Origin of the sequence: Chryseobacterium aahli (assembly GCF_022699665.1) — a bacterium.
Taxonomy (GTDB): domain Bacteria; phylum Bacteroidota; class Bacteroidia; order Flavobacteriales; family Weeksellaceae; genus Chryseobacterium; species Chryseobacterium aahli.
In genome coordinates this window covers 74318-97311 of the sequence record NZ_JALDNB010000006.1, presented here as the reverse complement: position 1 = coordinate 97311, position 22994 = coordinate 74318, and the positions used below count along the sequence as shown (strand labels likewise).

Genomic DNA, 22994 nt, shown 5'->3' with positions numbered 1-22994 from the left:
CCATTTTTTTATATGTTTTAATTGTGAATTTTATTCGAAGTCAATTCATTTTTAAAGCTGAACCATCTCTGTCACCTCAACATCATAACCTCCAACCTGAGGTTTTACGTTAGGATTCTGAGTAATCACTTTAAATTTATTGATTCCTAAATTCTTTAAAATCTGAGTTCCTATACCGTAATCTCTATAATTGAAAGCGGCAGTCGGATGTTTTTGCTGACCATCCTGATAGTTTAAGAACTGTTGCAATTTTCTCAGTGTATTTTCAGAATTAGATACATTATTAATGAAAATAATCGCTCCTTTACCAGCTTCATTGATCATGCTGGTTACTTTCTCCAATTGAGGTTTTTCACCATTATTCAATCTCGTCAAAACGTCAAAATAAGAATCAGAAGATTGTACTCTTACCAAAACAGGCTCATCAACGGTCCAAGAACCTTTCGTTAAAGCAAAGTGAATCTGGTCGTTAGAAGTTTCTCTGAAAGCTAAGAAATCAAAATCACCATAAGCGGTTTTCACTTCTCTTTCCTCGATTCTTTCGATAAGGTTTCCTTTTTTAAGCTGGTAATGAATCAAGTCTTCAATAGAAACAATTTTCATATCATGCTTTTGTGCAAAAGCATACAATTCCGGTAAACGAGACATGCTTCCATCCTCATTCATAATCTCACAGATCACACCGCCCTCTTTCAAACCTGCAAGGCAAGTCAGATCAATTGCAGCTTCTGTGTGTCCTGCTCTTTTCAAAACTCCACCCTTCTTTGCACGAAGCGGGAAAATATGTCCTGGACGCATGAAATCTGTTGGTTTAGCCTTTTCATCCATCAAAGCCAAAATTGTTTTAGCTCTGTCACCTGCAGAGATTCCGGTAGAAGTACCGTCACCTAAAAGGTCAACCGATACGGTAAACGCAGTTTCTTTAGGGTCGCTGCTTCTGCTTACCATGATGTCTAAACCGAGTTCGTCACATCTTTTTTCAGGAAGCGGCATACAAATAAGCCCTCTTCCGTGGTACGCCATAAAATTGATGAGCTCAGGAGTCGTCAATTCGGCAGCACAAAGAAAATCTCCTTCATTTTCTCTGTCTTCATCGTCTACCACTATAATTATTTTACCATTTTTAAGGTCTTCAATAGCCTCTGGAATAGTATTTAACTTCAAATCTGACATTTTTACTTTAATTTTCGCAAAGATACTCATAAAAATAAGCATCAACAATTAATATGGATGGTTTGTTAAGCTTAGAATAACGAGTCTACTGCTCTTTTAATAATCTCATAAGATTCTAGCCTTTTTTGGTGATCGTAGATGTGAGAATTGATCATTAATTCATCTACCTGATATCTTTCCTGAAAGGCTTTAAGCTGTTCCGCAATTTCAGATTGATTTCCAATAAAACTGAATTTCAGTTTCTGTAAAACCATCGACTTTTCCATTGCTGACCAGATTGCATCCATATCTTCAACAGGTGCCGGAAAAGGTTTTCTGTCGTTTCTGATGATGTTGATAAATGCCTGAAACAATGTCGTGGAAAGTAAATGCGATTCTTCAGAAGTTTCTGCGGCTACTCCATTCACACAGGCAATAATGTAAGGTTTGTCTAAATGTTTTGAAGGCTCAAAATGTTCTCTGTAAATTTTAAAAGCTATTTCCATTTGTTCGGGAGCAAAATGTCCTGCAAAAGCATAGGGCAATCCTAATTCTGCAGCCAACCAAGCACTATCTGTACTTGAACCCAACATATACATCGGAATATCTAAACCCTCACCAGGAATCGCACGAACCAAAGCATTTGAGTTTTCTTTGGAAAAATATTTTTGTAATTCTAAAATCTGTCTCGGAAACTGTTCATTGATGATAGCTGGATTTCTTCCCAAAGCTTGTGCCGTTAAACCATCTGTTCCGGGAGCCCTTCCTAAACCTAAATCTATTCTTCCAGGGAAAAGTGACTCTAATGTCCCGAATTGTTCGGCGATAATTAATGAACTGTGATTCGGAAGCATAATTCCACCGGAGCCTACTCTGATTTTTTTCGTTCCGTTGGCAATAAAACCAATCAGAACTGAGGTTGCAGAACTGGCAATGCTTTCCATGTTATGATGTTCGGCAAGCCAGAATCTTTTATAATTTAAATTTTCAGCAAAGTTTGCTAAAGACAGACTGTCCTGAAAAGTATCGTGAATACTTTTTCCTTGCTTTACGGGAGCAAGGTCTAAAACAGATATTTCAAAGTTTTTCATATTTAAACATTTTTCTTTTAGGAAAATGAAATACAAATTTAAAGCTATTAAGTCGTATTAGTTACTTTTTGTAATTGATAGGAATTATGAGCGTGCTAGGGAAAAAGCTATTGAAGAATGATTTCTCTATTTATAATAGAAATATCATCATTTTAATTTCTTAATTTAACCAATCTATTTAAATCTTAATTCAATGAAGTTTTTTAAGCTTAAAATTCTCTTGGCAATTGTTTCCGCGGTTTTCTTAAATTTTGATAAGACTGATAAAATTCAAACTCCTGTTATCGTTGAGATTTATAAACTAAAAAAGAATAAATATTTAAATAATAAAAAAATTTCAGATTTTGAATATCACTTAATTTTTGGACAAACTAAAAGTTCTGAAATTAATCCAGAATTTATTTCTAAGCTAAAAAATGCAGGATATAAAAAAATCAACTTGGAGAATGACAGAATTTTAGAAATCTCAAAGTTTTTAACCACAAAAAAGGAAAGTGTAAACAATTATGAAACTGCCTGCAAAAAAGTTTTTAGAGATCTTATTATTTTTAAACAACAAAATAAAATCCTCAAGGTTATAAAAGTTTGCACATCTTGTTATTCCAATCAAGTAATTACTAATGAAGCAGAATCTGAATTATTATTGAATTTTGAAGATTATGATTATCTTAGTGAGGAACTTTAATTATCCTAAGAAAAGCTTGAAATATTAAAAATACTTTATGAAAAAATTTTTACTCTTCGTCACTTTAACTTTATTAGTAAGTTGCACTTTTAATCAAACATTTTCAAACAGAGAATCAGATAAAAATGATGCACAAGAAATTACCAGCAAATTATATTGGGAAATATTATATGGTTCAAATAAAGACAAAATCTACGACTTATTCAGCGATGTGTTTTTCGAAATCACAAACAAAGATCAATTAGATGAATTGATACTTACTGCACAGCAGGAAAATGGCGTAATCAAAGAATATAACATAAAACATTGGGAGACTTTGGTTGTAAAGGGTTCAGATGAAAAAAGCCAATATCTCTTAGTCTATGAAGTTACCAGAGAATCCGGCAAAACAGAAGAAATATTTTCTATGCATAAAGAAAATGGAATTATAAAGATTGTAGGTTATCGAATCAATCGTATTTTGAAAAAATGACTCAAAGCTAAAGAGTTCCTATAAATTATTTCCCTTTTTCCTTCAAAAAATTAAAATGATTAATCAAAATCCTGATTTCATTAAAATCAAAATCATTAGGCAACGCAGTTTTCCATTCGTTTAAAGTTTCTTTAGGATCGGTTTTAAAAGCTTTTTCGAAAGTTTTAATTTTATCTGAAGTAATTACTCTTGACAAATCAAGCAAGCCTTGTTCGGCAAATCTTGCTAAATGTCCCAAAACCGTTTCTTTGACCAAACCTCTTTCTAAAGCGATTTCTGAAATAGTTTTTCCTTGCTCAAACAGCTGGAAAGTCAGAACCTGAGAAGGAACTTTCGCAATTTTCATGCTGACTTCCTTATCGTTTTTTTCGTCTAAAAGTTTCGTTTCCAAAAGATGGACGGTTTTTAAACTATTCAGATATTCTTCAATATCTTCCAGCCAGCTTCTCAATTCTTCATTATAATTTTTCAGACCTTTTACCCCTTTTATTTCAGAATAAAATTCTTTCAACGGACTAAAAATTTTGTCTTTCACTTCGCTGAAAAAGAAATTGACAGCACCTTTGGTTTTACTTTCAATCTCGCTCCACTCTTCGGTTTGGTTGATGAAATTATTGACTTTCTGGAAAATAACTCGTTCTAGTTTCTCGAAAATTTTACCCAAATTAAGAACATCACGCTTCAATTGGAGATACAATTGTTTGGATTTTGCGTGGTCGATACTTTTTGTAGTAATTGATAGGTTATTCCACAGTTCTACTTCTTTTAAAAGCCACTGAGAATCTACCGAACGAAGCACTTTTCTGATGCTGTAATCGTATTTTTCTCTATTCAGAATTTCCTCAACATTGTCATTGGCAAAAGTATCACCCTGAAACTGCAGAATCCTGTTGTCTTTAAAGATAACTTCAGGAGTAATTTTAGATTTTAAAACAATTCCTTCCAAAGTTCGGCAACGCGACAATGCCACATAAACCTGACCTGCCGTGAAACTTTTCCCGGCATCAATAATTACTTTATCAAACGTCAAACCCTGACTTTTGTGAATTGTCACCGCCCAAGCCAATTTGATAGGAAATTGCTCAAAGCTTCCTAAAACTTCTTCTTTAATATTTTTTTCGCCGTCTAAAGAATACTTTTTCTGTTCCCAGACCTCTCTTTTTACGATAATTTCTCTTTCACTCCCTTCAAGAACAACCTTAATTTCCTTTTCGTCTAAGGCAGAAATTTCACCAATTTTTCCGTTAAAATACTTCTTTTCACCGGAAATATCATTTCTGATAAACATGACCTGAGCACCAATTTTCAATTCTAAAAACTGCTCATTCGGATATTGATTTTCTTTAAACTCACCAAAAAGTTTCGCTTCAAAAGTAGCTGGACTCACTTTAATTTCAGCCAATTTCTCCTGATTGATGTCGTCTGCCAGTTTGTTGTGCGAACAGAGATAAATGTATGAATCTTCACCTGCATTAAAATCAGGATTATATCTTTCATTTAAATGTTCAAAATCGATATTCGCAACATCTCCGTCACGGATTGAATTTAAAATTTCAAGAAAATTTTCATCAGTCTGACGGTAAACTTTCGTCAGTTCAATCGTCAACAAAGGAATATCTTTTATCGCAAGACTGTCGAAAAAGAAAGGTGACTGATAAAACATTTTTAAGATATGTTCATCTCTCACCACTGGCGGAAGCTGATACAAATCTCCGATGAATAACATCTGAACACCGCCAAAACGCTGATTATTTCTACGGATAAATCGCAGGGAAAAATCCATCATATCCAAAACATCAGCACGCAACATCGAAACCTCATCAATAATCAGAACCTCTACCTCACGCAAAAGCTTTAGTTTATCTTTTCTGTATTTGAAATGTTGTTGAAGGTCAGCAATATTATTTCCCAAACTTCCATCAATTCTGTCTGTTGTAGGCAAAAAAGTACGCAAAGGCAAACCAAACATTGAATGAATGGTTACGCCACCAGCATTGATTGCAGCAATCCCGGTAGGAGCTACGACAATGTGTTTTTTTCTGGTCTTTTTTACAAATTCGTTAAGGAATGTTGTCTTTCCCGTTCCTGCTTTTCCGGTAAGAAAAACGCTTCGGTTGGTATGTTCTATTAAGTCAAAAAAATGATTATTCATCGCTGCAAAATTACGAAAAATGAAAATAAGGAACGAAATTTGATGACCTTAAAAAAATAAAAATCTAACTATGAAAAACTGGTTAATCAAAATCCCTACACTTGTATTGTTTGTAAGTCTTACGATCTTTTCGTGTAAATCTGCACAAAATAATGATCCAGCGGAAATGCCTAAGGATATTTCAGAAAGACCTGCAGATGAGAGTTCTCAGAAATATGATGAAGCGCAATTAGATAAACTAAAAGCCTCAATAGAATCAATGGTTACTAAAGAAAAATGTACAAATGCTGCAGATTGGGCATTCTCACCTTTGGGAACAAAAGCTTGTGGCGGACCGGTTTCATATATTGCTTATCCAAAGAAAAATGAAGCAACCATTCTTCCTAAAATTGAAGAATACACCCAAAAGATGTCTGAATTTAATAAGAAATACAACATTACCTCAGATTGTATGATGGCAGCAGAACCTACGGGCGTGAAATGTCAAGCCGAAAAAGCGGTTTTGATTTATCCGTAACTAAATAGTTTTAAATACAATAAAAGCTCTGACTAAAATTTAGTTCAGAGCTTTTGTATTTATTTATAAGAATTGAATAAATTATTCTTTATACCAAGAAGAATACTTCACATAGTTATTTGCGATTCTGTTTACTTCGCCTTCAAGTAAATCAGCTGATATATCTTTAATCTTTCTTGCCGGAACTCCGCCCCAAACTTCACCGGATTTGATATGTGTTCCTTGCGTCACTACAGAACCTGCTCCAACGATAGAGTTTTCCTCAACCAGACAGTCATCCATCACGATAGAACCCATTCCGATTAAAACATTGTCTTTAATTCTGCATCCGTGAACGATGGCGTTATGACCGATAGAAACATTATTTCCGATTTCCAAAGGAAATTTTTCGAAAGTGCAATGTAGCATGGCGTTATCCTGTACATTGACTTTGTCTCCCATTTTGATGTAATTCACATCACCTCTGATGACCGCATTATACCAGATACTACAGTCTTTTCCCATGACAACATCTCCAATGATCGTTGCGGTTTCTGCCAAAAAAGTATTTTCTCCGATTTGCGGTGCTTTTCCTAAAAGTTCTTTTACTAAAGCCATATTTTTATTTTGAAATTTGATAATGAGCCAATTAAAAATTAAACATGAAATCACAAATTGTAAATTACAGTGATAGCAAAAATCTAACTCTTAACCTCCGACTTCTAAGTTCTAAATCCGTATTTTTGTATCTCAAATTTAAAGAAAAAATGCATACTATTCTTATAGAGCCAACAGAAAACCCAAAAGTGATGAAATTTGTAGCTGATTACAATTTGATTCCAGGGTCTTTAGAATTGGACAGAAATTCAGATATATCAGAAATACCTTTAGCACAGGAAGTTTTCAATTATCCTTTTGTGGAAAGAATTTTCATTACTGCTAATTTTGTTGCGATTGCAAAACAAGATACTGTAGAATGGGAACACATTGCCGAAAACCTAAAAAATGTAATTGAGGACGAACTTTTGGCTAACCCAAGAATTTACCTTCAAAAGAAAAAAGAAATGATTCAGATTTATGCTGAAATGACTCCAAATCCTAATGTGATGAAGTTCGTTTCCAGCAAAGTGCTGATGGAAGGTTTTGTGGAAGTAAAATCAAGAGAAACTTCAGAGGGAGTTCCCTTGGCTCAGGCTATTTTCAAAGATTTTGATTTTGCTAAAGAAGTTTTCATTTCAGACAATTTTGTGGCTGTCACAAGAGACAATTCTGTGGAATGGCATCAGGTAATGATGGCTGTACGTGGTTTTATCGCTGAATATCTTCAAAGTGGTGGAGAAATTTCAAATATTGTCGCTCAGAAACATGAAAGTCCGGTTGAGAATATCATCAACAGAGATTATACAGACAACGAACAGAAAATTTCTGATATTTTAAATGAATATGTTGCTCCTGCAGTAGAAAATGACGGAGGGAAAATATCTTTAATGGAATATGACGAATCTTCAAAAACAGCAAAAATGCTTTTACAGGGTGCTTGTTCGGGATGCCCAAGTTCTACAGCTACACTGAAAGGCGGTATAGAAAATATTCTGAAACAATTTTTACCGGATTTAGTAGAACGAGTAGAGGCAGTAAACGGATAAATATTAGTAATGAGTAATAGGTAATAAGTAATATTTTACCTAAATCATATAACTCACACCCATTAATTATTACCAATATAGAATGAAAGGAATATTATTAGTCAATCTTGGTTCACCAAGATCTACCTCTGTACCCGATGTCAGAGAATATCTTGATGAATTTTTGATGGACGAAAAAGTGATTGATTACCGATGGTTTTTCCGTGCACTTTTGGTTCAGGGAATTATTTTAAATACAAGACCTGCAAAATCTGCGGAAGCTTACAAAACAGTATGGACAGATGAAGGTTCGCCTTTGATTGTCATCACTCAGAAAATTCAGAAAAAACTTCAGAAATTGGTTGACGTTCCCGTAGAAATCGGGATGAGATACGCACAACCGAGCATTGAAGCCGGAATTCAGAAGTTAGCTGACCAAGGTGTAACGGAAATTGTTTTATTTCCATTGTACCCGCAATATGCGATGAGTACAACTGAAACGGTGATTGAAAAAGCAGAAGAAGTAAGAAAAAAGAAATTTCCGGGAATTAAAATCAATTACATCCAGCCTTTTTACAACAGAGAAATTTACATCGACTGTCTTGCAGAAAGCATCAGAGAAAAGCTTCCTGAAAATTTCGACGCATTACAATTTTCTTATCATGGAGTTCCTGAGAGACATATTTATAAAACCGATCCTACGAATACCTGCAATTTGAACGATTGTTGCTCTCGTGAAAACAATCCGAGCCACCAGTTTTGCTATCGTCATCAATGTTTTGATGTGACCAATTCTGTGATTAAAAAATTGGGATTACCAAAAGAAAAAGTGATGGTAACCTTCCAATCAAGATTAGGGAAAGATAAATGGATGGAACCCTATACCGATGAAACTTTGGAAACCATCGGCAAAAAAGGAATTAAAAACCTTGCGATTGTTTGCCCGGCTTTCGTTTCCGACTGTCTTGAAACTTTGGAAGAGATTTCAGTCGAAGGAAAACATCAATTTGAGCATGGTGGCGGTGAAAATTTCCATTACATTCCTTGTCTGAATGATGAAGACCGATGGATCGATGTTGTAAAAACACTCTGTGAGGAAAAACTGAACGAGTTTTATTTCGTTTAAATTTAATTTAAAAAATATATGGGACATTTGAGCAATCAGATGTCCTTTTTTTATTTATTTCAGCAACACCCCCTAAAAAAGACAGTCTCTTTAATTAAAAATGCATTTATTTTAAAATAATTTAAAATTTAATAGGGGTAAATTTTGTTTTTTAATATTTTTTTGTACTTTTACCCTATCAAAAGATAAGGACAATTTAAAAATTTAGAAATAATGGACTCAAGTATAGAAATTCTAAAAAGAAAAATTGAAAGTTTCACTCCGGAACTTGCAGAAGCTTTCATTAGAATCGTGGATAACTTAGATACAACTCCAAAATCCAATGTTCCACAATTTCAATTGGATGAAGTTTCTCAAAGAATTCAGTTTCACTCTGAAAACAATAAGACAAAACTTGATTTCTTTGAAAGCATTTCAGAATTAGAAAAAATCTGTGCGTAATGAAAGTTTTATTGTCATCAATTGCAAAGAATGACATTCGAATGCTGATGAGGGTTTTTAATGCTGAGGAACACAATAAAGACAAATATTTTTTGGATGATTTAAAAGAATCTATCAATACGATTGTAAGTAACAACGAGAAATTAGATATAAAAAGCAAGGAAATTCAGGTATACAAAACCGAAAATTTTCCTGTCAACATTCATTATTTGTTTGAAGAGAACGACAGCCTTTTTATCACTGCCATTTTTAAGAATTAAAAAAAAGATATTTAATTGACGACTTTTTTTGACATTATTATATAGTTTGATTTTATCTGTAAAGGTCTTGTACACCTTAAAACAGCAACCTTACAAATGGAAATTTGTAAGGTTTTTTATTTCAAAGAATTTTTGTCATTTGTGAAATTTCAAATTATCTCACAGGCGTTCTAAATTCCCCATACCCCAACAATCCGTCATAATTTCTTCCGAAAGGTTTATAGTACAAAAATGCCTGATAAAGATTTTCTGTCTGCCAGAAATTTCCGTTGATTTCTCCAAAATTCAAAGAGCCGTTGGCTTCTTTGGTTGCGAGAATATAATTATAAAAACCTTGTTTCAGGAAAATTTTTGCGACATATTGTTTCTTTTCTGCATTATAAATCATTTGGGATTCTTTGTTTGCTTTAAAATTATTAAAACCTCCCACAATATAAAGTTCCTTATCCATCGGATCAGAATCTAGCGAAAAATGAACCCAAGCGTAATCCGCTTCTCTTTCTGCATTTCTTTCTAAACCTAAATCATTTCTTCTGTAATAAAATGCTCCGTTGACATCTGGCTGATATTGATAATTTAAAGGATATGCCCAAACCGGATGAAGATAAGTCTGATTAACCCCATCTTTCAAACCCGTTTCCTGCACCATATCTGCAGGCATATTCATGTTTTTATTATCGAAATAATAAAATTCGTTGTTTCCGGGAAATACAATACTCATCTGCTGAAACAAAATCTGACTTCCCAAAGTAGAACTCGGTTTAAGATTAGTAATCGTCATATTCTGATTGTTATTCTGCATCACATTCAATGTCATAGAATTCACATTTCCTGACAGATCTCCACCTTTTGAAGTCACCTGCACCTCTACCCTTTGATTGATATTCGGATTTCTGGCATCTGCAATTCTTGAAATATTCAGAACTAAATTCGCCTGATCTTCCACCAAAGAAAATCTTTTGGTAAAAAGTGGTTTGTCTGCAGAGTCTTTGTAAACGACGATTTCAAAATTTCCGGATATTTTCGGTCTGATCTTATCGTTTGGAAAATTCAGTTTATAATGCGTGTAAGGTTGTATTGTATTGAAAGAATATTCAAATTGATCTAGCAACGCATTTATGCTTCCATTGGCAATTTCCGTGAAGAAAAGATTATCATCCTGCCAGTTTCTGTCGTAATGCTTGATGGTGTATCTGTAAATTGTACTTGAATTAGTCAAATCATCAAAACTCAAAACCAACTGCTGATTCATATTGATGACCGGCGTTTCGTCATTCGTCTGAGGATTAAACAACTGAATACTTTGAATGTTCTGCCCGAAAGCTAAAGAACCTAAACTGAGTAAAAATATCTGCAACGTTTTCATTATGACGAAGATAACGAATCTATAAAGAATATTGTATTTTTGATAAAAAAATATTCAGAATATGTTTCAAATACAGGCCTTCGTGTTCAATTTTGCAAGTGAAAATACTTACGTTCTTTTTAATGAAAACAAAAATGCATGGTTGATTGACCCAGGAAATATGAACGAGCAGGAAACCAAAGCAATCGAAGGTTTCATCACAGAAAATGGATTAAAGATTGAAAAAATCATTTTAACTCATGCTCATATTGATCATGTTTTGGGTTTGCAATGGGCATTTGACACGTATAAAGTTCCTGTAACAATGCATGAAGATGATAAAGAAGTTTTGGATATGTTGCAGGCAAGCGGAATAAGATTTGGTTTTCAGATTCCTGCAGTAAACGTTGATTTAGAATATGTAAACGAAGGTGACGAATTGGATTTCGACGGCGAAAAATTTAAGATCTATCATGTTCCGGGACATTCGCCTGGAAGTGTGGTTTACCATAATGAAACTCAGAAATTCATCATTTCCGGTGATGTTTTATTTGAAGGAAGCATTGGAAGAACAGATTTATACAAGGGAAATTACGAGCAATTGATTGAAGGAATTAAAACTAAACTTTTTGTTCTGGATAATGAAACACAGGTTTTCTCCGGACACGGAAATCCAACGACGATTGGTTTTGAGAAGGAGTATAATCCATTTTTTAAGTAAAAATAAAATCCTTAAAATTATAAATTTGTTTTTCTTCTAACTGATCCGTTTTAATAAAACATAAAAGCATTTTGTTATAAACAGATTGTTTTAAACAAATGTAAATTGCATTTTATTACAAACAAGTTGTTTTTAGATCAATGTAAAATGCATTTGTTACAAACAGATTGTTTTAAGCAAATGTAAATTGCATTTTATTACAAACAGGTTGTTTTTAGATCAATGTAAAATGCATTTTGTTACAAACAGATTGTTTTAAGCAAATGTAAATTGCATTTTATTACAAACAGGTTGTTTTTAGATCAATGTAAAATGCATTTTGTTATAAGCGGATTGTTTTAAATAAAAAGACATTCTATTCTGTCATATAGTTTAGATTAAGCAATCTGTAAATCCAAACGTTGGTAGCAATAAAAAAATTATAAATATTTGAAGCCATGTTCGATATAAACGGACTTAATATCCACAATCCTTTATTTTATACTGAAAGTTATCTAAAAAACGAATATGTAAAAGCAAATAATCTTGCTAAACATATTCACTTGTTTAATCATCAGATTAGCCGTATAGAATATACAATTTTTAATGATTTAAAGGGTGTTATAAAAAAAATAACAGACAAAGTAGAACAAAAAATTTCTGGTGGAGTAATATGTTCAGAACCTTACGAAAATTACACTCGTGAATATTATTTTAAAGAGAGCCTAGAATTATATCAAATTATAAAGAATGAAATTGCTTATCAGGAAATCATATTATTTTCAGACAGCCTGAAAATGCCGGAGAAAGTACAAGAAATAAAATATTTTCATAACAAGATTTCATCTCGAAGTGACGTAACTTATTCCCCATTTTTAGAGTTTGAACAAATAGAAACTACAAAATTTTCCAACAGTCCAAATAGTAATTAGATAAGCGAAAAGCACAAGCCTACAAAATATCATTTTGATAGGAACGGAAAAATTCACAAGACCCATATTAGAAATAATAGAGATGAACAATCTAAAATGATAATGATTTTTGACAATTGTTTCAGGCTTTTAGAAACCAAAACATTTAGCCAAAAAAACAAATCTGAGCTTTTGTATGAAGCCATGTTTACATATGAAAAAGATGGATTGCAAAGCGTTAAATACATTAGACACAAACCAACTAAATTTCGTGAGGGTAATTATATAGAAAATCTAACTTTTGAGTACAATGAAAATGGAATGTTGGAGACTTTTAATGATAAATTTAGAACAAAAACAAAGTGGATTTATGACCAAATTGGTAATCCTACATCAATAAAAATGTTTGATAATTACGGTATTTGTGTTTTGGAAAAGAGATATCACTATGAATATGACAAATATAATAATTGGATATTCAAGGTAGAAAAAATCTTTATCAAGAATGATCTGAGAAATGAAAAACAGATAAGTCGAGAAATTGAATATTATTAACAATAATGACAGATATAATTCGTAGAATATCTGTAAAAGACTTGGTATTTATTCCTTTTATTAATAGTTAATGTTAAAATTACATGGAAAACTCAATAAAAATAGGAAATCATTACTATGATATAAACAGTGACCATTTCTTGCTGAAATGGGAAGAATCTTTAAGTAATTTCAAGAAATTGTCTTATCTGAAACAGTTTCCCAATCTCATCTCTGCCAGTTTTATCAATTCAAACCTCAATGACGAAGGATTGGCTCATGTATCCAATTGCAGTAAAATTGAAAATTTGAATTTACAGGACACTGAAATTACCAACGATGGTATAAAATATTTAAAAAATCTAAGAGCACTGCAATATCTTCGATTAAAAGGCAACTCACAACTTACAGACAAATGCGTTTCACACCTGATAGAATTAGAAAATTTACTCAATCTGCAAATTCAGGAAACATCAATTACTGAAGATGGTTTGAAAAAATTAGCTGCATTAAAATACATGGAAAACATTATTATTCAAGTTCAGAACAACAATTATACATTTGAAGGTCTTTTAAAGATCTCTAGTAAGCTTCCAGATTGTGAGATCTTAGCAAAAGGCGACGGCACATTCTTCAATGGGGAATTTGAAGGAAAATGGAGGCATTAGAAATTATGGTTTGAAAATAAAGGCCCTCGATTAAAAATACCTCATAAACAAAACAGATTTTTCATTTGTCGAAACAGCATCAAAAAATAAAAAAAACCATCAGAAAATCTCTGACGGTTTTATCAATTTAAATAAAAAAACTAAGTGTTTAGAAATCCAATGTAATCGAAGCTCTTACAGCTGCACCCATAATTGGTCTTGCCATTCTGATATCTCCCGATCCTGTAAGTGGAGATCTTGGATCACCTTCTGTAATTCCGATGGTGTTGAAAATATTGGTTCCATCAACCGCAAATCTGATTTTCCCTAACTGATAAGAAGTTCCCGCTCCTACTTCTGAAAATGCAGGAAGTGTATTCTTTTCGGTATTTCCTTCGTCTTGGAAACGTTTTCCGTAATAATTTACACTTGCATACGCTCTCCATTGTTTTGTGATATTCACAGCCGGAGCGATATTGAAGTAAAACTTAGGCATTCTTCTTACGGTGTTGTCATCATAATTAAATGTTGATCCGTCCGCATTATTTCCTGTAAAATCTTTGTATTTCGGATTTTGAATGGTTCCGTTGAAAGTCACTTCCAATAAATTATTAAATAATCTCGCATAACCCTCTAATTCTACCCCAAAATTGGTCGTGTTGGCAAATTTGTTTTCTGAAGTTCCGTCAGAGAAAACATCGGTAAAAGATAAGTTTTTCAATGTAGAATAGAACGGAATTACCGCAATATCAAAAGTTCTTGAGTAATATTTATATCCAACTTCCAACTGATTAGTCGTAACAGGTTTTATTGCTGAAAGATCCATCATATTATTATAATACGCTTCTTCATTCGGAGATCTGAAACCATTAGAAAAACGGGCATACACTGCGTTTTCAGAGTTAATTTTATAATTCAAAGCCGTCGTGAAAGATACTCTGTTGACATCATATTTCCAATACGTGAATTTATTGCCCAAAACTGACATATTATCATCAGCAGTTGTTGTTAAAAAACTGTGCGTTCCGTCTGTTGTTAAACCAGAATTATTTAAGTTTCCTGATGTAGTGTTCACACCATATCCTTTATAGAAATCACGGCTGTAACGAATTCCTCCATTGAAGCTTAAATCATCTGTAATGTTAAAATCTAAGTTCGCATAAAGATCATTCAGACTTCCCTGAACCTGAGAATCTCTTAACAGGAAGGACATTTCTGTAACTCCGTTGTATGTTTTAGAATAACCTGTACTGGTTGGCGCAAGAGAAGTATCAACTAAATTTAAGAGTTCCGGTTTATCTGAAGCTGTTGCTAAAATATTGCTCCAGTTCCAGTTTTGATGTGATTTCCAGTTAGATTTATAGAAACCTGCCGTTACATTTCCTTTATCAAATTTATAGCTGAACTGTAAGTCATTCACAAAATTATTCATCTGCTTATCGATAGCCCAGAAACCTAATTTCTGCACATAAGCCGGATTCATAACTGCATCAGAACTTACTGATGAATACTGGAAATTATTACCTGTGATTCCGTAATCTTTGGCAAATTCAGCACTTGATTTAGGTCCGCCTGCTGGGAAAATTCCGGTATAATTCATGTCGATATTAGTATACCTTGTTTTATTTAAAACAGAGAAATTTCCACCTAAATCATATTTAAATTCAGCCCCCAAAACATCAACTTTCGGATGAATTCCGTCTTCTAAATTTCTGCTGAAAAACCCTCCACCCGCTTGTGGGATATTTAATTGGCTGATATTCCTGTAGCTGTACGTTCCGTAATTAGCATCAAATCCGTTAAATTCTTTTAAATCATTTCCGTTTTGCACCAAAGGAATCGGAAGATAAAACGTATTTCTGTCGTCTAATTTTTTGTAATATACTTTAGCATATCCTTTATCGAAAACATATTTCAGATTCATTCTGATCTGTCCGCCCTGATTCGCTTTAAAACCTGTTTTTCTGATTCCGTCATCTGTTCTGTAAAAACCACCAACATTGAAGAATAATTTATCCTGAACTAAAGCTCCGCCAACATTGACGTCTGTACGCATCAAACCGTAAGTACTTGTTTCTAATTTTGCAGTTCCTTTGAAATCGTTTCCACCTTCTTTTGTAATAAAGTTGATTAAACCTCCCGGAGAATTGGTTGCAAAAATAGATCCTGAACCTCCTCTCAAAGCTTCTAATCTGTTCACAGAATTATCTACTCTGAAGAAATTATCTGCATTCGCAAATTGCAAAGCTCCGTCTTCAAAAACCGGAAGACCATCTTCCTGAACCTGTACAAATTCATAAGCTCCGGCAGAAGGAATCCCTCTTGCGAAAAGGTTATTTCCTACTTCACCACCAGAAGTTTCAACCGCAAAACCGGGAACTCTCTGCAATAAAGCAGCAGCACTGATCGGGTTTTGTTTCTGAATTTCTTTTGCACTGAAAGTAGAAATCGCTGTACTCGATTCGATTTTTGGTTTTGGTCTGGAGTTACCCGTGATGACCACTTGGTCAATAGATGCAGTTCTTGTAGAATCCTGTGGAGTTTCTTGTGCATACGTATTATTGAAATAAAGCGTAGCAATTCCGGCAAGCAAAAAGATTGATTTGTTTTTCATAGCCAAATTGTTTTTATATAGTTTGTTTAATTATTTTTTAATTTAAGATAAACACCATTCGTCCACCCAAAGCCGTCCTGATTAGGATATTCTCCTCCTCCGGCAACAGTTTCTATATCTAAAGCGTTGTATTTCTCCATTAATTTCCGGGTGTTTCTATAGACTCTTTCAACGTTTGAAGACCAATTGTTTTTAATCTTTTCGGCTAAATCATCAAAACCGTAATTTTTCATTGATTGAAAACCTAGCCATTGATATGGTGCCCAAGCGTTTGGAAAATCCCATTGCTGACCTGATTTTTTGGTCGTAGTAACCAATCCACCCTGATAAAGAAATTTTTCTTTAATATTTTTAGCAACAGATTTCGCCTGCTCATCACTCGCTAAACCAAGAAATAGAGGATAAAGAGCCGCAATATGTTCGGACGGTGTTGTTGTATTTTTTTTCGTGTGATAATCTTTATAAGTTCCTGAATTTTCGTCCCAGAAATATTTGTCGATCATCTGTCTTCTATTCGCTGCTCTTCCTGAATAATAGGTTTCTTTTTCAGCTAAATTTTGAAGTGATGAAGATTTTGCTAAAGTGCTTTCCAAATGCCATAAAAGACAATTCAAATCAATCTGAGCAAGATTTAAAGTTTCAATTGTCTGAATTGTATCTCCGTCTGCAAACCATCTGCTGGAAAAATCCCAACCTGATTCGCAGGCACTTCTTATATTTCTGTAAAATTCTTCGCCAGCATTTTCACTGTCTTCAATATCAATTAAATAACTTTCAGGACGAGGCTCGTTTTCTGCGTCGTAATATCTGTTTAAAACATCTCCATTATTGGTTTTTACTACTCTTTTTATACTTGAACCATTCTCTAAATCTGCTTCGCCATTCATCCAAAAAATATATTCTTTTTCTAAAGTGTCGTGATATTTGATGTAAATATTTTCGTCTTTTGTTGTTTCAAAAAGCAAATCAACCATTAATGAAAAATAGGGCGGTTGAGAACGGCTTAGGAAATGAGTTCTGCTCGCATTCGGCACAAATCCAACAGTTTGAATTAAATAAGAACAGTTTTCAATAATATTTTCCATCATTTCCACCCTTCCTGAAACCTGTAGACCCAACATGATAAAATAGCTATCCCAATAGAAAAATTCGTTGAAACGACCTCCCGGAACTACATACGGTTTTGGAAGTTTCAATAAAGTTCCTTTTTCCTCGTAAGCCGTTCTTGTCAATTCGTCCCAAAGCTTTTCGATATGCTCATCAATTTGCAATTGAGTTTCTCTGGTAATTGAAATTTTAGTTCCCAAAAAATCAAAATTTGACAATACAAATTGTTTTAAATCAAAACCTTCTTCATTTTTTTCATTTTCATATTTAGAATTAATTTCAGCAACAGAAAATAATGGAACTGCATCCGTCATTGTTTTTTGGTCTTCAAAAATTTGAGACCTTTGAACCTCATCAAAAAGAGTCTGAATTTCGTTGATATATAGTTGATTATTCATCTTTATTTTTTAGGATTTATTTTTAATTTATTCATAATAATCGCGGAAACAATTAACAACGAAAGCGGGATTAATGAAAGATAAAACGCCTGCTGTCCGCTGAATTCCTGAAACACAAAACCAGTTATAATAGAACCTACTGTTCCTCCGATTGCGGAAAAAACTACTATCAAACCTGCCATTGCACTGTGTAAATATTTCGGGATTGATGCTAAAATTACAGAGTTGATACTTGGATAAATCGGCGCCAACAATCCGCCCATTAATGGAAATAAATACACAACGAGCGGAGCGTTGAACCAATTGGTATTTGTGGTAATATGAATATTATGAGTTAGTGGTAAAACCAATAGGATACTTATTGCGAAGCCAACTACACAGAACGAAACCACATAAATCCAGCTGAATTTCTTAGAGAAAAACCCTGATAAAAATCTTCCTAACGCAAAAGCTCCCGCCAAAACCGCTCCTGCCTGAATAGACATCGAAGTCGGAACTTTTAAAATTTCTTTATAAAAAGTCGGCGTCCAGGTCTGGAAACTTTGTTCCACCAAAACAAAAAGGAAAGCACACAGCAAAAAGAACAATACTTTTTTGTAGCTGAATAAGCTGATGCTGTTTTTTAAATCTCCCAGCAAGTCTGTTTTCTCACTTTTCGCTTCAGTTTCATTCAGTTTTGTGAAGAATAAAAACAAAAAAGATAATGTAGAAAGTCCACCTAAAACCCAATATACCTTGAGCCAATGCGTAGATTTGGGATCAAGATCATCGATAAACAGACTGAATAAAACATTCCCTACCAAAACGCCAATCATGAAAAACCCTTCCAGATAACCCATAAAGCTTGAGTGTTCTTTATCTGTATTTGTCACCAATCCGATGGAGGTGAAAACCGAAATCTTAATTAAAGCAAAAGAAATCCCGACAATGGTAAATAATAATTTGAAAAACCAGAAGTCATTCGCAAACGGCATCACAAAACACATACAGCTTACCAGAAACAATGCGATTAACATTGATTTTTTAATTCCAATTTTTGGTAAAAACGATGCTAAAATAAATGAGCAAATTGCGATCGGAAGATCTTTAAAACCTTCCAGAACACTTGCAGAAGATTTTGAAATTCCGAAATTTTGCTGCATTTGTAAAATCACCGTTCCTACCGAATTCAAAAGAATCGCAAAAACGAAATAGTTTAAAAATAGAACCGCCTTGATGTTGAAATTTTTCATTAATTAATTTCTTGGTGGCTAAGATAGAAGCATTTCGGTTAACGTTAATTTAACATAGTAAATGAATATTTGAACTATATTAATATAATTCTTATTTTAGGAAACAAAATACCATTAATTAAATGAAAGTCACGTTCGAACGAGTAATCCCTGATGAAAAGAGCTCTTTTCGCACGATTCACAACAACTCGCCCATCTCCGAATTCAAATGGGAATATCATTATCACCCGGAAATTGAGCTCGTGTGTGTAATTTCCGGGAGCGGGACGCGACACGTTGGTTATCATAAAAGCAATTATACGAGTGGTGATTTGGTATTAATCGGCTCAAATATTCCGCATTCCGGATTTGGTTTAAATTCTATTGATCCGCATGAAGAAATTGTCTTACAATTCAGACAGGAAATTTTGCAGTTTCCAGAGCAGGAAGTTGAAGCAAGATCTATTAAAGATTTATTGGAGCTTTCAAAATATGGTATAAAATTTCACAGGAAAATAAAAAAAGTAATGATTCCAAAACTAAGGCTGATGCTGGAATCTGAAGGTTATAAAAGATATTTACTGTTGTTAGAAATCCTTTTTGAGCTTTCAAAATCTAAAGATTATGAGCTTTTGAATAACGAAATTATGCCCTACACCATCATTTCAAAAAACAAAACAAGACTGGAAAATATTTTCACGTTTGTAGAACACAACTACGACAAAGAAATTAATATTGAAGATATCGCAAAACTGGCAAATCTTACGCTTCCGGCGTTCTGTAATTTTTTTAAAAAAGCAACCCAAATCACGTTTACTGAATTTGTGAATCGGTATCGCATTAACAAAGCATGCTTGTTGATGGCGCAGGATAAAAGCATTTCGGAATGCAGTTACAGCTGCGGCTTTAACAATGTAACTTACTTCAACAGAATGTTTAAAAAATATACAGAAAAAACACCTTCAGAGTTTATGAAGAATTTCTCACACAATAAAGTCAATGTAGATTTGAAGGTTGAGGCTAAAGCTACATTTTTAGAATAAAAAAAGCTGCTCAAAATTGAACAGCTTTTTTAAATAATGAAAAGTTATTTCCATTTAATATTACATCCCATACTTGGACGTTGAATTTCTTCCTGTGGCTCGCCAATCAAAAGGTTTTCAAAAGCAATAATCAAATCTTCACCAGTCACTTCTTTATGATTTCCTGGTCTTGAATCATCCATCTGACCTCTGTAAACAAGATCTAATTTATCATCAAAGAAAAAGAAATCCGGAGTACAAGCTGCATCATAAGCTTTCGCAATCGCTTGACTTTCGTCATATAAATAAGGAAAATCAAAATTTCTCTCAATTTGGAATTCAATCATTTTCTCCGGAGAATCTGCAGGATACTTTTCAACATTATTTGAGTTGATCGCAATAAATTCAATTCCCGCCTCATTATAATCTTCATACAATTCTGTCAACTTATCGATAACATGAAGCACAAACGGACAATGGTTGCACATAAAAATTACCAATGTACCTTTTTCACCTTTCAAATCATCTAATGACTGAATTTCATTGCTTTTTGAAGGATTAGGAAGTTCAAAAAACGGGGCTTTTGTGCCTAATGCCAACATATTTGAGGGAGTATTCATATCTTTTTATTTGTCTACAAAGATAAAGATTTCTTTTAGTTGTTGCTAAAACAATAATCTAATTGAGTTAGGCTATTTAATTTATTAATTTTTACAATAATCAAAAATAACTTACTCCAACTCCCATTCTGTAAGTATTCGGCAAATTATAAAAGCTACTCAAAGTCTTTCGTTAGAAGTTAAATGTTAAAAATTATTTGGTTGGTATGGTTAAATGTTTGTAGTTTTGCTAACACTGTTAGTAAAATAAAAATCATGGGTTTACATGAACGTCGTCAAAGAGAAAAAGAATCTATCCGTGCAAATATTTTGCAGGCTGCATTCACTTTGGCTAAAGCTGACGGTTGGGCTTCGCTTTCTATCCGTAAAATAGCTGATGCAATTGAGTATAGCGCTCCGGTTGTTTACGATCACTTTGAAAACAAAGAAGCGATTTTATATGAAATCTCTATCAATGGGTTTCACTGTTTGCAGATAGAATTACTGAAAGCTCAGAAAAAACACGAAACTCCCGAAGATCAATTGACAGCAATTGTAGATGCTTATTGGAATTTTGCTTTTAAGAATAAAGAATATTATCAATTGATGTTCGGTCTTGGAATGCAGTGTAGCGGAAAAGGTTTGATGAAAGAAGAATTTTCGTCTTTCCAGGATATGCTTTACGACTGTACTTTTGAAATTATAAAGAAGAAAGGTTCAAATGAGAACAATGCTTGTCACTCTTCTCATGCTCTGTTTTCAGCAGTTCACGGACTGATCTCGATTATGATGATGAGAAATGATGACATCCCTTCAACAATGAATAAAACAACATTAGACGAAACGGTTTCGGCTTTTATTAAATCATTGTAAATTTTTTTTTGAACTAAAAATTAACACCGTTAGCAAAAGTAACACGGAATAATTAACATTAATCTATTAATTAAATTAAAAAAACTTTAAAAATGAAACATAACTTCTTTACATTATTTCTGGCAATTTTTTTCCCATATCATTAACAGTGTTAGATAAAATAACACATGTAATATAATTCATAAACCAAAAAACTTAATTTAAAAATTGTAATCATGGAAACGACAAGCTGATCCACCAATTAAAATTATGTATTTTTTTAGCAAAAGTATTAACACTGTTAGAAAATATAACATAATTTAAAATTAAAACAACATTACTTAATCTAACACTTCATTAAAAAAATAAAACTTAAAATGAAAACAACCGCAAAAGCAAAATTAATCGTACTTATATCGAGTATCATTTTTTTACAAAGTTGCACAAAAGCGGCAGAAGGCACTAATGCTGCTCCACCCGCTCCAGAATTACCGGTATTTACCGTTACTACTTCACCAGCAACTATTTACCAAGAATTCCCAACCGCATTGGAAGGAAAAAATAATGTAGAAATCCGTTCACAGGTTGATGGATATTTAGATAGAATTTATGTAGAAGAAGGTGCTTATGTAAGAGCCGGACAAGCATTATTCAAAATAGATTCAAGGGCTTATGGAGAGCAGATGAATATGGCAAATGCTAATTTACAGGTTGCTAATGCCAATATTCAGAAAGCTAAGGTTGAGGTTGACAGACTTCAGCCATTGGTTGCTGCAAAAGTAGTTTCTGATGTACAACTGAGAACTGCAAAAGCCAATTATGCAGCAGCAGTTGCAGCAGGTTCACAAGCAAAAGCTTCAGTTGGCGGAGCCAGAATCAACGTAGGATTTACAACCATCACAGCACCTGTAAGCGGTTATATCGGAAGAATTCCTTACAAAAAAGGAAGCTTGATTTCAAGAACAGATGCTAATCCGTTGACTTTATTATCAGACATCAGTGAAATCTATGCCTACTTCTCTTTAAGCGAATTGGATTTTATTGGTTTCCAGAAAAAATATCCGGGAGCAACCCTAAACGAAAAACTGAAAAATATGCCGATGGTAGATTTAGTTATCGCAGATAACACCACGTATCCTGAAAAAGGTAAAATGAGCATTGTTGACGGACAATTTGATAAAACCACAGGTGCAATCAGCGTTCGTGCAGTATTCCCAAATGCAAACGGAGCGTTGAGAACAGGAAATACAGGTAGAGTTCGTATGCCGCAATTATTTGCCAACACACTTGTTATTCCTCAAGAATCAACCTTTGAAATACAGGATAAAGTCTACGTTTATGTAGTCGGGAAGGATAAAAAAGTAACCTCAAAACCTGTAACGATCTCAGGAAAAACAGAAAGTTATTACTTTATTTCTGAAGGAGTTGCCGCAGGTGACAAAATCGTTTACACAGGAATCGGAGCGTTGAAAGATGGAGTTACCATTCAGCCGAAAGCGATTTCTTCTGACAGTCTTTTAAGAGCAAGACCTTTGTAAAAAGCGTTTAAACTTT

23 protein-coding genes are annotated in these 22994 nt (G+C 33.6%); 14 read left to right on the top strand and 9 right to left on the bottom strand.

Going from position 1 to position 22994, the window contains the following annotated elements:
* Nucleotides 1–51 precede the first annotated feature (51 nt).
* On the bottom strand, nt 52–1173 hold the full coding sequence (ribB, locus tag MQX03_RS11525) for a 3,4-dihydroxy-2-butanone-4-phosphate synthase (protein ID WP_129534855.1): 1122 nt from the start codon (nt 1171–1173) through the stop codon (nt 52–54).
* Between the two features lie 71 nt (nt 1174–1244).
* Nucleotides 1245–2243: an LLM class flavin-dependent oxidoreductase gene (locus MQX03_RS11520; protein WP_242803310.1), complete on the bottom strand. Its 999-nt coding sequence runs from the start codon at nt 2241–2243 to the stop codon at nt 1245–1247.
* 193 nt (nt 2244–2436) lie between these two features.
* On the opposite strand from MQX03_RS11520, the gene MQX03_RS11515 reads away from it, so the two are divergent.
* On the top strand, nt 2437–2928 hold the full coding sequence (locus tag MQX03_RS11515) for a hypothetical protein (RefSeq protein WP_242803308.1): 492 nt from the start codon (nt 2437–2439) through the stop codon (nt 2926–2928).
* Between the two features lie 37 nt (nt 2929–2965).
* Entirely contained in the window at nt 2966–3400 is a 435-nt protein-coding gene (locus MQX03_RS11510; RefSeq protein ID WP_242803307.1) for a hypothetical protein, read from the top strand.
* Nucleotides 3401–3425: 25 nt separating this feature from the next.
* On the opposite strand, the gene MQX03_RS11505 is transcribed toward MQX03_RS11510, so the two are convergent.
* Nucleotides 3426–5552, bottom strand: coding sequence for a helix-turn-helix domain-containing protein (locus MQX03_RS11505; RefSeq protein ID WP_242803306.1), 2127 nt, complete (start codon nt 5550–5552; stop codon nt 3426–3428).
* Nucleotides 5553–5622: 70 nt separating this feature from the next.
* On the opposite strand from MQX03_RS11505, the gene MQX03_RS11500 reads away from it, so the two are divergent.
* Nucleotides 5623–6069: a hypothetical protein gene (locus tag MQX03_RS11500; protein ID WP_242803305.1), complete on the top strand. Its 447-nt coding sequence runs from the start codon at nt 5623–5625 to the stop codon at nt 6067–6069.
* Nucleotides 6070–6150: 81 nt separating this feature from the next.
* Here MQX03_RS11500 and MQX03_RS11495 read toward each other — a convergent pair whose 3' ends face one another.
* Entirely contained in the window at nt 6151–6666 is a 516-nt protein-coding gene (locus MQX03_RS11495) for a gamma carbonic anhydrase family protein (RefSeq protein WP_242803304.1), read from the bottom strand.
* A 149-nt stretch (nt 6667–6815) separates the two neighbouring features.
* Between MQX03_RS11495 and MQX03_RS11490 the strand changes: the two genes are divergently transcribed.
* The 4 genes from MQX03_RS11490 (at nt 6816) to MQX03_RS11475 (ending at nt 9500) form a co-directional block, all read left to right on the top strand.
* Nucleotides 6816–7694, top strand: a complete 879-nt coding sequence (locus MQX03_RS11490; RefSeq protein ID WP_129534863.1) for a NifU family protein — start codon at nt 6816–6818, stop codon at nt 7692–7694.
* An 82-nt stretch (nt 7695–7776) separates the two neighbouring features.
* Nucleotides 7777–8799, top strand: coding sequence for a ferrochelatase (hemH, locus tag MQX03_RS11485; RefSeq protein ID WP_242803303.1), 1023 nt, complete (start codon nt 7777–7779; stop codon nt 8797–8799).
* Nucleotides 8800–9012: 213 nt separating this feature from the next.
* On the top strand, nt 9013–9240 hold the full coding sequence (locus tag MQX03_RS11480; RefSeq protein ID WP_242803302.1) for a hypothetical protein: 228 nt from the start codon (nt 9013–9015) through the stop codon (nt 9238–9240).
* Nucleotides 9240–9500 carry a hypothetical protein gene (locus MQX03_RS11475; RefSeq protein ID WP_242803301.1) on the top strand — a complete coding sequence of 87 codons (261 nt, stop codon included), beginning with the start codon at nt 9240–9242 and terminating at the stop codon, nt 9498–9500. The genes MQX03_RS11480 and MQX03_RS11475 overlap by 1 nt, the downstream gene beginning before the upstream one ends.
* Before the next feature lie 154 nt (nt 9501–9654).
* Here the strand turns inward: MQX03_RS11475 and MQX03_RS11470 are convergent, their stop codons facing one another.
* On the bottom strand, nt 9655–10866 hold the full coding sequence (locus MQX03_RS11470; RefSeq protein ID WP_242803299.1) for a type IX secretion system plug protein: 1212 nt from the start codon (nt 10864–10866) through the stop codon (nt 9655–9657).
* 61 nt (nt 10867–10927) lie between these two features.
* Here MQX03_RS11470 and MQX03_RS11465 point away from each other — a divergent pair, with 61 nt between their 5' ends.
* The 4 genes from MQX03_RS11465 to MQX03_RS11450 all read left to right on the top strand — a co-directional run bounded on the left by MQX03_RS11465 (nt 10928) and on the right by MQX03_RS11450 (nt 13658).
* Nucleotides 10928–11566 carry an MBL fold metallo-hydrolase gene (locus MQX03_RS11465; protein ID WP_242803297.1) on the top strand — a complete coding sequence of 213 codons (639 nt, stop codon included), beginning with the start codon at nt 10928–10930 and terminating at the stop codon, nt 11564–11566.
* A gap of 437 nt (nt 11567–12003) precedes the next feature.
* Complete coding sequence (locus MQX03_RS11460) at nt 12004–12477, top strand: hypothetical protein (protein ID WP_242803295.1); 474 nt, start codon at nt 12004–12006, stop codon at nt 12475–12477.
* A gap of 102 nt (nt 12478–12579) precedes the next feature.
* The gene (locus MQX03_RS11455; protein ID WP_242803294.1) at nt 12580–13011 is read left to right on the top strand and encodes a hypothetical protein; all 432 of its coding nucleotides are present in this window, start codon (nt 12580–12582) and stop codon (nt 13009–13011) included.
* Nucleotides 13012–13094: 83 nt separating this feature from the next.
* Nucleotides 13095–13658: a leucine-rich repeat domain-containing protein gene (locus tag MQX03_RS11450; protein ID WP_242803293.1), complete on the top strand. Its 564-nt coding sequence runs from the start codon at nt 13095–13097 to the stop codon at nt 13656–13658.
* Between the two features lie 148 nt (nt 13659–13806).
* Here the strand turns inward: MQX03_RS11450 and MQX03_RS11445 are convergent, their stop codons facing one another.
* Genes MQX03_RS11445 through MQX03_RS11435 form a run of 3 tightly spaced genes read right to left on the bottom strand, consistent with a single transcriptional unit; the run spans nt 13807 to nt 18988 of the window.
* Entirely contained in the window at nt 13807–16251 is a 2445-nt protein-coding gene (locus MQX03_RS11445; protein WP_242803292.1) for a TonB-dependent receptor, read from the bottom strand.
* Between the two features lie 26 nt (nt 16252–16277).
* Nucleotides 16278–17756 (bottom strand): trehalase family glycosidase, encoded by a 1479-nt coding sequence (locus MQX03_RS11440; RefSeq protein ID WP_242803291.1) that lies wholly within the window; start codon nt 17754–17756, stop codon nt 16278–16280.
* 2 nt (nt 17757–17758) lie between these two features.
* Nucleotides 17759–18988, bottom strand: a complete 1230-nt coding sequence (locus MQX03_RS11435; protein ID WP_242803290.1) for an MFS transporter — start codon at nt 18986–18988, stop codon at nt 17759–17761.
* Between the two features lie 122 nt (nt 18989–19110).
* Here MQX03_RS11435 and MQX03_RS11430 point away from each other — a divergent pair, with 122 nt between their 5' ends.
* A complete protein-coding gene (locus MQX03_RS11430; RefSeq protein ID WP_242803289.1) occupies nt 19111–20010 on the top strand; it encodes an AraC family transcriptional regulator in 900 nt (299 codons plus the stop codon).
* 44 nt (nt 20011–20054) lie between these two features.
* Here MQX03_RS11430 and MQX03_RS11425 read toward each other — a convergent pair whose 3' ends face one another.
* Nucleotides 20055–20609 carry a thioredoxin family protein gene (locus MQX03_RS11425; RefSeq protein ID WP_129534874.1) on the bottom strand — a complete coding sequence of 185 codons (555 nt, stop codon included), beginning with the start codon at nt 20607–20609 and terminating at the stop codon, nt 20055–20057.
* Nucleotides 20610–20864: 255 nt separating this feature from the next.
* On the opposite strand from MQX03_RS11425, the gene MQX03_RS11420 reads away from it, so the two are divergent.
* Together MQX03_RS11420 and MQX03_RS11415 are read left to right on the top strand one after the other, a co-directional pair.
* A complete protein-coding gene (locus MQX03_RS11420; RefSeq protein WP_129534875.1) occupies nt 20865–21461 on the top strand; it encodes a TetR/AcrR family transcriptional regulator in 597 nt (198 codons plus the stop codon).
* Nucleotides 21462–21817: 356 nt separating this feature from the next.
* Entirely contained in the window at nt 21818–22978 is a 1161-nt protein-coding gene (locus MQX03_RS11415) for an efflux RND transporter periplasmic adaptor subunit (protein WP_242803287.1), read from the top strand.
* The last annotated feature ends 16 nt before the right edge of the window (nt 22979–22994 follow it).

Coding starts and splice junctions, on each gene's coding strand:
- MQX03_RS11450 (WP_242803293.1), top strand. CDS start 13,095: ATGGAAAACTCAATAAAAATAGGAAATCATTACTATGATATAAACAGT.
- MQX03_RS11500 (WP_242803305.1), top strand. CDS start 5,623: ATGAAAAACTGGTTAATCAAAATCCCTACACTTGTATTGTTTGTAAGT.
- MQX03_RS11480 (WP_242803302.1), top strand. CDS start 9,013: ATGGACTCAAGTATAGAAATTCTAAAAAGAAAAATTGAAAGTTTCACT.
- MQX03_RS11475 (WP_242803301.1), top strand. CDS start 9,240: ATGAAAGTTTTATTGTCATCAATTGCAAAGAATGACATTCGAATGCTG.
- MQX03_RS11425 (WP_129534874.1), bottom strand. CDS start 20,609: ATGAATACTCCCTCAAATATGTTGGCATTAGGCACAAAAGCCCCGTTT.
- ribB (WP_129534855.1), bottom strand. CDS start 1,173: ATGTCAGATTTGAAGTTAAATACTATTCCAGAGGCTATTGAAGACCTT.
- MQX03_RS11520 (WP_242803310.1), bottom strand. CDS start 2,243: ATGAAAAACTTTGAAATATCTGTTTTAGACCTTGCTCCCGTAAAGCAA.
- MQX03_RS11470 (WP_242803299.1), bottom strand. CDS start 10,866: ATGAAAACGTTGCAGATATTTTTACTCAGTTTAGGTTCTTTAGCTTTC.
- MQX03_RS11460 (WP_242803295.1), top strand. CDS start 12,004: ATGTTCGATATAAACGGACTTAATATCCACAATCCTTTATTTTATACT.
- MQX03_RS11515 (WP_242803308.1), top strand. CDS start 2,437: ATGAAGTTTTTTAAGCTTAAAATTCTCTTGGCAATTGTTTCCGCGGTT.
- MQX03_RS11430 (WP_242803289.1), top strand. CDS start 19,111: ATGAAAGTCACGTTCGAACGAGTAATCCCTGATGAAAAGAGCTCTTTT.
- hemH (WP_242803303.1), top strand. CDS start 7,777: ATGAAAGGAATATTATTAGTCAATCTTGGTTCACCAAGATCTACCTCT.
- MQX03_RS11510 (WP_242803307.1), top strand. CDS start 2,966: ATGAAAAAATTTTTACTCTTCGTCACTTTAACTTTATTAGTAAGTTGC.
- MQX03_RS11465 (WP_242803297.1), top strand. CDS start 10,928: ATGTTTCAAATACAGGCCTTCGTGTTCAATTTTGCAAGTGAAAATACT.
- MQX03_RS11445 (WP_242803292.1), bottom strand. CDS start 16,251: ATGAAAAACAAATCAATCTTTTTGCTTGCCGGAATTGCTACGCTTTAT.
- MQX03_RS11440 (WP_242803291.1), bottom strand. CDS start 17,756: ATGAATAATCAACTATATATCAACGAAATTCAGACTCTTTTTGATGAG.
- MQX03_RS11490 (WP_129534863.1), top strand. CDS start 6,816: ATGCATACTATTCTTATAGAGCCAACAGAAAACCCAAAAGTGATGAAA.
- MQX03_RS11505 (WP_242803306.1), bottom strand. CDS start 5,552: ATGAATAATCATTTTTTTGACTTAATAGAACATACCAACCGAAGCGTT.
- MQX03_RS11455 (WP_242803294.1), top strand. CDS start 12,580: ATGATTTTTGACAATTGTTTCAGGCTTTTAGAAACCAAAACATTTAGC.
- MQX03_RS11495 (WP_242803304.1), bottom strand. CDS start 6,666: ATGGCTTTAGTAAAAGAACTTTTAGGAAAAGCACCGCAAATCGGAGAA.
- MQX03_RS11420 (WP_129534875.1), top strand. CDS start 20,865: ATGGGTTTACATGAACGTCGTCAAAGAGAAAAAGAATCTATCCGTGCA.
- MQX03_RS11415 (WP_242803287.1), top strand. CDS start 21,818: ATGAAAACAACCGCAAAAGCAAAATTAATCGTACTTATATCGAGTATC.
- MQX03_RS11435 (WP_242803290.1), bottom strand. CDS start 18,988: ATGAAAAATTTCAACATCAAGGCGGTTCTATTTTTAAACTATTTCGTT.